The following is an 11156-nucleotide window of genomic DNA, read 5'->3' as shown; positions in this document are numbered from 1 at the left end:
CGGGCCAAAAACCTGGTGCGGCCCGGCCTGGCCGGCCCTCCACTGGTGAGTAGCGGGGACAGGATTTGAACCTGCGACCTCTGGGTTATGAGCCCAGCGAGCTACCGAGCTGCTCCACCCCGCGTCGGTGAAATGAACACTACGCCATGCGGGCGCTGAGGCGAAATCCGTTTCGGAAGGCGCGGCGCACCCGGAGCCGATACGCGCCGGAGCGGGCGCGTCTCCTCCCCGCCGGGCGTCGGCCCTCCCCGCCGTACGCCGCGCCCCGGCGCCCGGCAAGGCCCCCGACCTGCGAGATCTCGCACGGCCCGCCGGGTGCCGGGGCCTGAACAGTCGTTAACCTGGGTATCTGCGCGGACAGAGCGCGGACAAAGGGGGAACAGGCATGGAGGAACGGCTGGAGGAGCGGCCGATCGCGCAGAGGCTGCAAGCGGCGCGCCGGTGGTTCGAGGAAGGGCTGCTGGCGAGCATGGAGGCGGCGGGCGAGGAGCCCGTCTCGCTGGCCCAGGCATCGGTTTTCGCCTATCTCGACCCGGAGGGCACCTCGATCGCCGAGCTGGCCCGCCGCGCCGGCGCCGCCCGCCAGAGCGTCCATCAGGCGGTGCACGACCTCGTCGGCCGCGGCCTGCTGCACTTCGAGCCGGACCCCGGCTCGCGACGCCGAAGGCTCGTGCGGATGACGCCGGAGGGCGAGCGCCGTCACCGCAGAGCGCTGAGCATGCTGGAGCAGATGGAGCAGGCGCTCGCCGAACGCATCGGCCACGCGCGGGTGGACGCGCTGCGCACCGCCCTGGAGGCCGACTGGGCCGACCCGCCGTTGGTCGTCGCCTGACGGGGCTGTCCGACGAGGCCGTCCGATGGGGCGCCCGAGGCCCGACGAGTCACCGCCGCCGCGCGTGGCCGGTAAGCGCCGCTGCGCTGCGCCCCGCTCCCGTGCGTCCTTCCGTCCGGGACCGGGCCCTCCCCACACTGTTGCCAGCATCGGCGACGGCATCGGCGACGGCGGGAGGCTGGGGCGTGGTGGCCGGAGGGCGGAGTCGGCGTGGAGGCCCGCGACGCGGGAGCGTCCGGCGCGCGCTTCCGGCGCGTCGGCGGGCAGCCCTGTGGGCGGGCGGGGGAGTGCTCGCGCTCGTGCTGCTCGCCGGATCGTGGCCGGTCGCGGGTCCGTACGTCCTCGCCGCGCTCCTCCTCGCAGGTACGGGAACGCTCGTCTGGTGGCTGTGGCGCACCGACCGCCAACTGCGCGGCGGGGACGCGGACTGGCGGCGTCAGGAGGAGGTCAGGGCGGGACGGCGGACGCTGGCCGAGGCCGACGGGATGTCGGGGACCGCGTTCGAGGAACTGGTCGCCGGGCTGTGCCGGAGGGACGGCTGCACCGAGGTGCGACGGGTCGGCGGTGCCGGTGACCACGGCGCCGACGTCGTGGGCAGGCTGCCCGACGGCCGTACCGTGGTGGTGCAGTGCAAGCGCTACGCGACCAGCGGCGCCGTGCCCAGCCGTGATCTGCGCGAACTGCTCGGGACACAGCAGCACTTCTGCGCCGAGGCGGCCGTCTTCGTGACGACCACCCGCTTCACGGCTCCCGCCGAAGCCTTCGCCCGCCAGCACGGCATCCTCGCCGTGCACCGCGACCACCTCGGCCTCTGGCACAGCGGCACCCCGCTGACGGCGCTGTTCGCCGTCAACGGCGCGGGCCAGGGCGACCGCAGGCACCGGGCCCGCTGGAAGAAGACGTACGGGACGTAGCCGTAGCCGCGCCGGAACTCCGTGGTCCGGTGCGGTGGAATCATCCGACCAGTGGGGCGAATCCGCGCGCGTGTCTGGACCTCCCCGAGGGGCGTAGATGTACGGTGCATGCGACCCGGCGGTGATCGTTCAGACGGCACAGGGCCGGTGTCCGTTACGCCGTCGCACACCGGAGGGCCCCATGCGCAAGAGAACCGTTACGGGCGCGCTGAGCCTCGTCGCCGCCGTCGGGATCGTCCCTCTGGCCGCCGTTCCCGCGGCAGCCACGCCCCCGTCCGCCGGGGCCCTGTCCGCCGGGTCCCCGTCCCCGAAGGCACCGGCAGCCGCCGCTTCGCGTGCTCACTGCCCCCAACTGTCCACGCGTCCGGGCTGGTACGGCGACAACCGCGAGCGCCTCCAGCGGATGATCGACGAGCGGGGACTGTGCGGAAAGCACCACAAGAAAAACGCGGATACGGAGGAGCGAGGGCCGAAGCGGCCCGTCGCCGCGTTCGACTGGGACAACACCGTCGTCAAGAACGACATCACGGACGCCACGCTGACCTGGGCACTCGCGCACGACAAGATCCTGCGCCCCGCGCGCTGGAGCGACACCAGCGCCTGGCTGACCAAGGCCGCAGCGCGTGCGCTCACCGAGGCGTGCGGCACCTCCGTGCCCGTCGGCAGCCCGCTGCCCACCTCGCGCGACACGCGCTGCACCGACGAGATCTTCGAGATCCGCTCCGAGGCGCGGACCATGGACGGCAGCGCCGCGTTCGGCGGCAAGTGGAACCATCGCCGCACGAAGCCCGAATACGCCTGGGTGCCGCAGCTCTTCGCCGGGCACACCCCCGCGCAGCTCACCTCGTACGCACAGCAGGCCAGGGAAGAGGCGCTCGCGGCGCCCGTCGGCAGCGAGCGGAAGGTGGGGACCCACACCGTCCCCGGCTATGTCCGCTACTACCCGCAGCAGCGGGACCTGATCCGGACGCTGCAACGGGCCGGATTCGACGTCTACATCGTCTCCGCGGGCTCCGAGCCCGTCACGGAGGCGTGGTCGGCGGGGGTCGGGATCGACGCCGGGCACACCATCGCCATCCGCAGCGTCCTGCGCGACGGCCACATCACCACCGGCACCAAGGGCTGCGGCGGGGTGCCGGACGGCAAGGGCGACTCCATCCCGTACATCGACGGCAAGCGCTGCTGGATCAACCAGGAGATCTTCGGCGTCGAAGGGCCCGACGCCTGGAAGCGCCAGGACGCCGCGCACCGCATCGCCCTCGGCGGTGGCGACGCCAACACGGACGTCACCTTCGTCGGGGACGCCACCGGGGCGCATCTCGTGCTCAACCGGAACCAGGACGAGATCATGTGCCGCGCCTACGACAACGCGGACGGACGCTGGGTGCTCAACCCGATGTTCATCGAGCCGCTGCCCCGCAAGAAGGACGGCTACCCCTGCTCCACCACCGGATACACGGAGCCCGACGGCACGCTCGGTCCCGTGCGGCGTCTCGACGGCGGCGTCGTGCCGGATCAGGCGGACACGGTGTACGGGGGCTGACGGGCGCTGACGGGCCGTAGCCCGCGGTTCCCGTTCCGCCCGTCCTTCGACCGGGTGTACGGGAACCGCGACCGTGGCAGCGGCGTCGTAGCGATCATGTATGAGGACGCGGGGCGGCTGATCGACGCCTGGGAATCGGTACGCCACGGTCACTACCCCGGTGACCAGGAGGACATCGACGCCGTGGTCCTCGACTGCGTGGACCGGCTCGACCGCGAACGCGCCCAGCGGAGCCCCGACGCAGACCGCGTGGCGTTCCTGACCTTCGGTCTCGTCCTCATGTACGGCTACCTCGCGTGGGAGCCGGGCCCCGGCGTCGTGGACCGCGCCGTCGCCGCGCTGCTGACCACCGCCCGCGCCGGGGGCGACGACGCCTGCGGCCACCCCTCCCACCCGGCGGACGACGACCTGGAGGCGCAGCTCGAAGGGTTCCCCAGCGTGCTGCGCCTGCTGGCCGACCCGCACGGGGCGGGGAAGGGCGCGGGCGCGGACAAGTGGAGCGACCTCGACGACTGGACGGACCCGTACTCCGGTACCCCTGCGGTGCCCGACGCCGAGTGCCGCTGGCGCTGCCCCCGCAACATCGCCGCGTTCGCACTGGAGGCCGCCGACGCCATCCGGCCCGGCGCCGCGGCCGACGCTCGGCCAACCTGACCGTCGCTCCCCGCGCTTCGCCTCGGCGGAGCCCGGAGCACGTCAGCCCCCTCCACCACCACCGCAGCCTCCCCCTCCACAGCCGCCACCGCTTCCGCATCCGCCACCGCTTCCGCAGCCGTTTTCGCCGCCGCAGCTCCCTCCGCCTCCGCAGCCCCAGCCTCCGCTCCACGGGGAGCGCCGACGGCGTGAGAGCACGCGTCGCCGCGCCAGGTGGAGGCAGAGCAGCGCGGCAACGACCAGCCCGGCGCCGGGCACGTGATCTCCGTTCAGGAACATGCCGAGTGCCACGAAGGAGGTGAACGCGGCGGCCAGCGCCAATGGGGCACCGCGCGCCGCGGCGCGCAGCCTTCCGCGTCCACGTCCGCGCCGGAGGGGGACGCGGGCCGTCCACACCGCGGCGGCGGCGAGGAGCGCCGCGGCGACCAGCAGGGTCGCGGCACCCGAGAACTTCCTCTCCGCGAGGCCGAGAGCCGCAGCGCAGCCGAAGGACGCCCCCGTCAGCGCCAGAAGGCCCGCGCAGGTCCGGCAGACGACCTTGGCCGCCGTACTCGGCGTACGCCGTGAACTCGCGGTACTGGTCCGTCCCATGCGCGCCACCCCCTGAGAGGGACGACGACGGAGCGGCGGCGAACGGTTGCCGGACCCGGCACGGACCCGGCACGGACCCGGCACGGACCCGGCACGGACACGGCGGGCGACGTCGGGCACCGCCTTAAGCGACCCCTTAAGTCGCCGTTGACATTCCCGTGCCCCGGGCGCCCAATGTCCCGACATCCGGGGGAGACCAGGCGGGCGGCCGGGCGCGCACGCGCCATGGCGACGGCGGAGAGGGAGGGGTCGCGGATGCAGGTTCCCGCGCCGTTCGAGTATGAGCGGGCGAGCAGCGTCGACCAGGCGATCGGCGCCCTGGACAGGCTGGGCGAGACGGCGCGGCTCGTGGCGGGCGGCCACAGCCTGCTGCCGATGATGAAGCTGCGGCTGGCCAACTTCGAGTACCTGATCGACATCAACGATCTGTACGACGAGCTGGGTTACATCGTGGTCGAGACCGGCCGGATCCGGATCGGCGCGCTCACCCGGCACCGCGAGCTGCTGGAGTCGGCCGAACTGGCCCGTCACTTCCCCGTCTTCGCCGACGCCGAACGCGTCATCGCGGACCCGGCCGTCCGCAACAGGGGCACCCTGGGCGGCTCGCTCTGCCAGGCCGACCCGTCCGAGGACCTGTCCGCCGTGTGCACCACGCTGGACGCGAGCTGTGTGATCCGGGGCCGCGACGGCGAGCGCGTCGTGCCCATGGAGGACTTCTACCGAGGCCCGTACGAGACGGCCGTGGGCGCCGCCGAGATGCTGACCGAGGTCCGGTTCCCCGTACGGCCGGGCGGTTCCAGCGCCTACGAGAAGGTGGAGCGCCGCGCGGGCGACTGGGCCGTGGTCTCGGCGGGCGCCGCGGTGTGGCTGGACGGCGGTGTCATCGCCGACGCGCGCGTGGGGCTGGCCGCCGTCGGGCCGAACACCACGGGCCTGCCGGAGATCTCGCGCACCCTGCGCGGCAAGGCGCCCACCGAGGAGCTGTACGCGCGGGCGGGCGAGATCGCCGCGCGCTCCTGCGAACCGGTCGACGACCGCAGGGGCAGCGCCGCGTACAAGCGTCACCTCGCGGAAGAGCTGACCGTACGGGCCCTGCGCCGCGCGGTCGCCCGCCTCGCGCACGCCGACCGAGCAGGCGCCGACGGAGAGGGAGCCTGAGCATGCGCGTCACGATGACCGTCAACGGCGAAGAGGTCACCCGGGAGATCGAGGGGCGGCTGCTGCTGGTGCACTTCCTGCGCGACCACCTCGCGCTGACCGGCACCCACTGGGGCTGCGACACCAGCAACTGCGGCACCTGCGTCGTGTGGATGGACGACGAACCGGTGAAGTCCTGCACCGTGCTGGCCGCGATGGCGGGCGGACACCGCGTCAGGACCGTCGAGGACCTGGAGTGCGACGGCGAACTCGACCCCGTACAGCGGGGGTTCATGGAGTGCCACGGCCTCCAGTGCGGCTTCTGCACTCCCGGCATGATGATGACCGCGCGGGCCCTGCTCGACCGCGACCCCGCACCCTCCGAGCGGGAGATCAGGGAGGCGGTCTCCGGCCAGATCTGCCGCTGCACGGGTTACTCCAGCATCGTCCGCTCCGTCCAGTGGGCCGCGGCCGAGGAGGCCGGAACCCGCACGCGCGTCGCGTCCGCGGAGGACACGGAGGGCGCCCAGGGCACCGCACGCTCCGCGTCCGCTGTCGAAGGAGGCGCCGCGTGAGCACCACGGCGCACCACCGCCCCGTCACCGCGTTCGAGGACAACGACCGCAAGCCCTGCGGCCACGGCCGGATGCTCCGCAAGGAGGACCCGCGGTTCGTGCGCGGCAAGGGCCGCTACGTCGACGACGTCCAGTTGCCCGGCATGCTCCATCTCGCCGTCCTGCGCGCGCCCGTGGCACACGCGCGGATCCTGCACGTCGACACGAGTCTCGCCGAGGCACACCCGAAGGTGAAGCTCGTCGTCACCGGCACGATGCTCGCCGAGAAGGGCCTCGCGTGGATGCCCACGCTCTCGAACGACGTCCAGGCCGTGCTCGCTACGGACAAGGTGCGCTTCCAGGGCCAGGAGGTGGCCTTCGTCGTCGCCGAGGACCGCTACGCGGCACGCGACGCGCTGGAGCTGATCGACGTCGACTACGACATCCTCGACCCCGTCATCGACGTCCGCACCGCGCTGGACCCGGACACACCCGTGATCCGCGACGACATCGAGGGCAAGACGGACAACCACTGCTTCGACTGGGAGACCGGCGACGCGGCGGCGACCGAGGCCGCCTTCGCACGCGCCGACGTCGTCGTCAGCCAGGACCTCGTCTACCCGCGCGTGCACCCGGCGCCGATGGAGACCTGCGGCGCCGTCGCCGACTTCGACGCGGTCGAGGGGCGCCTGACGCTGTGGTCCACCACTCAGGCCCCGCACGCGCACCGCACCCTCTACGCGATCGTCGCCGGGCTGCCCGAGCACAAGATCCGCGTCATCTCGCCCGACATCGGCGGCGGCTTCGGCAACAAGGTGCCCATCTACCCCGGGTACGTCTGCGCCATCGTCGGCTCGCTGCTCACCGGCAAGCCGGTGAAGTGGATGGAGGACCGCTCGGAGAACCTCACCAGCACCGGCTTCGCACGCGACTACGTCATGCGCGGGGAGATCGCGGCCACCCGCGAGGGACGCATCCTCGCCGTCCGCACCCATGTGCTCGCCGACCACGGCGCGTTCAACGGCACGGCGGCGCCCGTCAAGTACCCGGCGGGCTTCTTCGGCGTGTTCACCGGCAGCTATGACATCGAGGCCGCTTACTGCGCGATGACCGCTGTCCACACCAACAAGGCGCCGGGCGGCGTCGCCTACGCCTGCTCGTTCCGCATCACCGAGGCCGTGTACCTCATCGAGCGGATCGTCGACTGCCTCGCGTACGAACTGGACATGGACCCGGTCCAGTTGCGGCTGCGCAACCTCCTGCGGCCCGACCAGTTCCCGTACACGAGCAGGACCGGCTGGGTCTACGACTCCGGCGACTACGAGCCGACGCTGCGCCGCGCCATGGAGCTCGCCGGATACGGCCAACTGCGCCGCGAGCAGGCCGAGAAGCGGGCGCGCGGCGAACTCATGGGCATCGGCGTCGCGTTCTTCACCGAGGCCGTGGGCGCGGGGCCGCGCAAGGACATGGACATCCTCGGACTGGGCATGGCCGACGGCTGCGAGCTGCGCGTCCACCCCACGGGCAAGGCGGTGGTGCGGCTGTCCGTGCAGTCGCAGGGGCAGGGGCACGAGACGACGTTCGCACAGATCGTCTCCGAGGAGACGGGCATCCCGCCCGCCGACATCGACGTCGTGCACGGTGACACCGACCAGACCCCCTTCGGCCTGGGTACGTACGGCAGCCGCTCGACGCCGGTCTCGGGCGCGGCGGCGGCGCTCGTCGCGCGCAAGGTGCGGGACAAGGCCCGGCTCATCGCCTCGGGGATGCTGGAGGTGCCCGTCACCGACCTCGCCTGGGAGAAGGGCTCCTTCCACGTCAAAGGCGACCGCTCGGCCTCGGTCACCATCCAGGACATCGCGATGCGGGCACACGGCGCCGGAGACCTGCCCGAGGGCCTGGAGGGCGGACTGGAGGCGCAGATCTGCTACAACCCGGAGAACCTCACCTACCCGCACGGCGCCTACATCTGCGTGGTCGACATCGACCCGGGCACGGCGCGGGTGACGGTCCGCAGATTCGTCGCCGTGGACGACTGCGGCACCCGCATCAACCCCATGATCATCGAGGGGCAGGTGCACGGCGGACTCACGGACGGCGTCGGCATGGCGCTGATGGAGATGATCGCCTTTGACGAGGACGGCAACTGCCTCGGCGGGTCCCTGATGGACTATCTGCTGCCGACGGCACTGGAGGTCCCGGACTGGGAGACCGGCTTCACCGTCACCCCGTCCCCGCACCACCCCATCGGCGCGAAGGGCGTCGGCGAGTCGGCGACGGTGGGTTCGCCCCCGGCCGTCGTGAACGCCGTCGTCGACGCGCTCAAACCCTTTGGTGTCCGCCACGCCGACATGCCGCTCACCCCCTCGCGGGTGTGGGACGCCATGCGGGGCCGGGCCACTCCGCCGATCTGAGGGGGCGGGACGCGATGACGGGTGGCGAGGGTGCCGCACAGGGGTTCACGGGGCAGGGCCTCGCGGCGCGGGCCAGGGAACTGGCCGCCAACCGCGTGCCGTTCGTGCACGCCAAGGTGGTACGCGCCCAGGTGCCGACCTCGGCGCACCCCGGCGACGAGGCGATCGTGCTGGTGGACGGCGCGATCGACGGCTTCGTCGGCGGCGTGTGCGCCGAACACAGCGTCCGGACGGCAGCGCTCGGCGCGCTGCGCGACGGCGGCTCCGTGCTGCTGCGGGTGCTGCCGGAGGGAGCCGACGGCTTCCCCGAATCACCGGGCGCGCGGATCGTGGTGAACCCGTGCCTGGCCGGGGGCGCGCTGGAGATCTTCCTCGAACCGATGCTGCCGCCGCCGCTGATCGAGGTCGTCGGACGTACGCCGGTCGCCGACGCGTTCGTGGCACTGGCCGACGTGCTCGGGTACGCGACCTCGCGCGCCCTGCCCGGCCCGCTGCCGGAGCACACAGCGGCCGTGGTCGTCGCGAGCCACGGCCGCGACGAGGAGGCGGCGCTGCGGGCCGCGCTCGACGCGGGGGTCGGACATATCGCGCTCGTCGCGGGCCGCCGCCGCGGCACCGCGGTCCTCGACGGCCTCGGCCTGACCGAGACCGAGCGCTCCCGGATCAGCACACCGGCCGGTCTCGACATCGGCGCCCGCAGCGCGCCCGAGGTCGCGCTCTCCCTCCTCGCGGAGTTCGTCGCCGTGCTGAGGGCGGGCGGGGGAGGGGGCGGCGAGGCGGCCGGAGCGGCCGTCGCCGTCGCGGCCGGTGAGGTCACCGATCCGGTCTGCGGCATGACGGTGACACCCGTGGCGGACACCCCGCGTCTGCGTGTGGACGGCGCCGACCACTGGTTCTGCTCCACCGCGTGCCGGGACAGCCTGGCACGGACGGCGGGGAGGTAGCGGGTGCCGGCCGACGGCTTCGCGGACGCGGCCGAGGTCCGGCGCCGTCTGGACGAGGTCGATCACCTCGTCGACCACGGCACCGCCACCGCGCTCTTCCTCGCGCTCGCCCTCGACCGCCCGCTGCTGCTCGAAGGCGAACCCGGCGTGGGCAAGACGGCCGCGGCCAAGGCACTGGCTGCCGCGCTCCGCACCCCGCTCATCCGGCTCCAGTGCTACGAGGGACTGACAGCGGCCGAGGCCCTCTACGAGTGGAACTACCAGCGCCAGTTGCTCGCCATCCGGCTCGCCGAGTCACGCGGCGAGAAACTCACCGACGCCGACCTGTTCACCGAGGAGTTCCTCCAGGACCGCCCCGTACTGAAGGCGATCCGGCACGCCGGGCCCGTACCGCCCGTCCTGCTCATCGACGAGATCGACCGCGCGGACGACGAGTTCGAGGCGCTGCTCTTCGAGTTCCTCGGCGAGTCCGCCGTCACGGTCCCCGAGCTGGGCACCTTCACCGCTGCCAGGCCGCCCGTCGTCGTCCTCACCTCCAACCGCAGCCGCGAACTGCACGACGCGCTGCGCCGTCGCTGCCTCTACCACTGGATCGACTTCCCCGAGGCCGGACGGGCGGCGGAAATCGTACGGCGGAAGGTACCGGCGGCGAACGAGCCGCTGCTCGCCTCGGTCACCGACTTCATCGGCCGCGTCCGGCGGCTCGACCTCGACAAGGCCCCCGGCATGGCCGAGACCATCGACTGGGTCTCGGCGCTCGCCGCGCTGCGTGCGTCCCGCCTCGTACGCGCCGACATCCTCAGCACCCTCAGTGCCCTCGCCAAGAGCCCCGACGACCGTACGGCGATCACGGAGGCGCTCGAAGCGCTCGGCCACCCGTCGCCCCCTTGATCCGCTTCCGGACCCGGACCCGGACCGGGACCCGGGCCCGGCCCCTGACCTGGACACGGAGGAACCCATGAGGATCGACCACGAATTCAGCGTCGGCGCTCCGGTCGAGCACGCCTGGGAGGTGCTCACCGACCTCGAAGGCATCGCCCCCTGCATGCCGGGCGCCCAACTGACGGGCGTGGACGGCGACGTGTACGCGGGCAAGGTGCGGATCAAGGTGGGACCCGTGGTCAGCCAGTACGCGGGCACGGCCAGGTTCGTCGAGAAGGACGACGGCGCACACCACGCCGTGATCAGCGCGAAGGGCAAGGACTCACGTGGCGCGGGCAACGCGTCCGCGCTCATCGACGCACGGCTGCTCGCCGACGGCGCTCGCACACGCGTCAGCGTCACCACCGAACTGAACATCACCGGGAAGATCGCCCAGTTCGGCAGCGGCATGATCAAGGAGGTCTCGGCCAAGCTGATCGGCCAGTTCGCCGACAACCTGGAGGCCGAGCTGAATGCCACCCGGCCCTTCGAGCCCTCGCCTCAGCCCGCCCCTTCACCGGCTCAGGGCGAGGCGCACCGGCCGCTGGACCTCACCCATCTCGCGGGCGGCTCCCTCGCCAAGCGGCTGGTCCCGGCGCTGGTGGTCCTCGCCCTCGTCGGCGCCGCGCTCGTGTACGTCGCCGTCCGCTGA

At 72.7% G+C, this 11156-nt stretch carries 11 protein-coding genes and 1 tRNA gene; 10 read left to right on the top strand and 2 right to left on the bottom strand.

The features are described 5' to 3' along the window. Nucleotides 1-50: 50 nt before the first annotated feature. Nucleotides 51-124: transfer RNA gene (locus tag ACWGJ2_RS21655), tRNA-Met, on the bottom strand. 261 nt (nucleotides 125-385) lie between these two features. Between ACWGJ2_RS21655 and ACWGJ2_RS21650 the strand changes: the two genes are divergently transcribed. The 4 genes from ACWGJ2_RS21650 (at nucleotide 386) to ACWGJ2_RS21635 (ending at nucleotide 3943) form a co-directional block, all read left to right on the top strand. Beyond that, nucleotides 386-832: a MarR family winged helix-turn-helix transcriptional regulator gene (locus ACWGJ2_RS21650; RefSeq protein WP_453347786.1), complete on the top strand. Its 447-nt coding sequence runs from the start codon at nucleotides 386-388 to the stop codon at nucleotides 830-832. Nucleotides 833-1131: 299 nt separating this feature from the next. Next, nucleotides 1132-1746, top strand: a complete 615-nt coding sequence (locus tag ACWGJ2_RS21645; RefSeq protein ID WP_453347785.1) for a restriction endonuclease — start codon at nucleotides 1132-1134, stop codon at nucleotides 1744-1746. A 181-nt stretch (nucleotides 1747-1927) separates the two neighbouring features. Beyond that, on the top strand, nucleotides 1928-3289 hold the full coding sequence (locus tag ACWGJ2_RS21640; protein WP_453347784.1) for a haloacid dehalogenase-like hydrolase: 1362 nt from the start codon (nucleotides 1928-1930) through the stop codon (nucleotides 3287-3289). A gap of 96 nt (nucleotides 3290-3385) precedes the next feature. Beyond that, complete coding sequence (locus tag ACWGJ2_RS21635) at nucleotides 3386-3943, top strand: hypothetical protein (RefSeq protein ID WP_453347783.1); 558 nt, start codon at nucleotides 3386-3388, stop codon at nucleotides 3941-3943. Between the two features lie 42 nt (nucleotides 3944-3985). On the opposite strand, the gene ACWGJ2_RS21630 is transcribed toward ACWGJ2_RS21635, so the two are convergent. Beyond that, nucleotides 3986-4534 (bottom strand): hypothetical protein, encoded by a 549-nt coding sequence (locus tag ACWGJ2_RS21630; RefSeq protein WP_453347782.1) that lies wholly within the window; start codon nucleotides 4532-4534, stop codon nucleotides 3986-3988. Nucleotides 4535-4789: 255 nt separating this feature from the next. On the opposite strand from ACWGJ2_RS21630, the gene ACWGJ2_RS21625 reads away from it, so the two are divergent. The 6 genes from ACWGJ2_RS21625 to ACWGJ2_RS21600 all read left to right on the top strand — a co-directional run bounded on the left by ACWGJ2_RS21625 (nucleotide 4790) and on the right by ACWGJ2_RS21600 (nucleotide 11156). Then, nucleotides 4790-5692, top strand: coding sequence for an FAD binding domain-containing protein (locus ACWGJ2_RS21625; RefSeq protein ID WP_453347781.1), 903 nt, complete (start codon nucleotides 4790-4792; stop codon nucleotides 5690-5692). Nucleotides 5693-5694: 2 nt separating this feature from the next. Then, a complete protein-coding gene (locus ACWGJ2_RS21620; protein ID WP_453347780.1) occupies nucleotides 5695-6246 on the top strand; it encodes a (2Fe-2S)-binding protein in 552 nt (183 codons plus the stop codon). Further along, nucleotides 6243-8639, top strand: a complete 2397-nt coding sequence (locus ACWGJ2_RS21615) for an aerobic carbon-monoxide dehydrogenase large subunit (protein ID WP_453347779.1) — start codon at nucleotides 6243-6245, stop codon at nucleotides 8637-8639. The genes ACWGJ2_RS21620 and ACWGJ2_RS21615 overlap by 4 nt, the downstream gene beginning before the upstream one ends. A 14-nt stretch (nucleotides 8640-8653) precedes the next feature. Next, on the top strand, nucleotides 8654-9583 hold the full coding sequence (locus tag ACWGJ2_RS21610; RefSeq protein WP_453347778.1) for an XdhC family protein: 930 nt from the start codon (nucleotides 8654-8656) through the stop codon (nucleotides 9581-9583). Between the two features lie 3 nt (nucleotides 9584-9586). Next, entirely contained in the window at nucleotides 9587-10474 is an 888-nt protein-coding gene (locus tag ACWGJ2_RS21605; protein WP_453347777.1) for an AAA family ATPase, read from the top strand. 67 nt (nucleotides 10475-10541) lie between these two features. Further along, nucleotides 10542-11156 carry an SRPBCC family protein gene (locus ACWGJ2_RS21600; protein WP_453347776.1) on the top strand — a complete coding sequence of 205 codons (615 nt, stop codon included), beginning with the start codon at nucleotides 10542-10544 and terminating at the stop codon, nucleotides 11154-11156.

It is taken from the genome of Streptomyces sp. NPDC054796 (assembly GCF_053611545.1).
The sequence above is the reverse complement of the archived record's forward strand: the minus strand, read 5'-3'. Positions and strand labels throughout refer to the sequence as shown.

Coding starts and splice junctions, on each gene's coding strand:
- ACWGJ2_RS21650 (WP_453347786.1), top strand. CDS start 386: ATGGAGGAACGGCTGGAGGAGCGGCCGATCGCGCAGAGGCTGCAAGCG.
- ACWGJ2_RS21610 (WP_453347778.1), top strand. CDS start 8,654: ATGACGGGTGGCGAGGGTGCCGCACAGGGGTTCACGGGGCAGGGCCTC.
- ACWGJ2_RS21625 (WP_453347781.1), top strand. CDS start 4,790: ATGCAGGTTCCCGCGCCGTTCGAGTATGAGCGGGCGAGCAGCGTCGAC.
- ACWGJ2_RS21600 (WP_453347776.1), top strand. CDS start 10,542: ATGAGGATCGACCACGAATTCAGCGTCGGCGCTCCGGTCGAGCACGCC.
- ACWGJ2_RS21620 (WP_453347780.1), top strand. CDS start 5,695: ATGCGCGTCACGATGACCGTCAACGGCGAAGAGGTCACCCGGGAGATC.
- ACWGJ2_RS21635 (WP_453347783.1), top strand. CDS start 3,386: ATGTATGAGGACGCGGGGCGGCTGATCGACGCCTGGGAATCGGTACGC.
- ACWGJ2_RS21630 (WP_453347782.1), bottom strand. CDS start 4,534: ATGGGACGGACCAGTACCGCGAGTTCACGGCGTACGCCGAGTACGGCG.
- ACWGJ2_RS21640 (WP_453347784.1), top strand. CDS start 1,928: ATGCGCAAGAGAACCGTTACGGGCGCGCTGAGCCTCGTCGCCGCCGTC.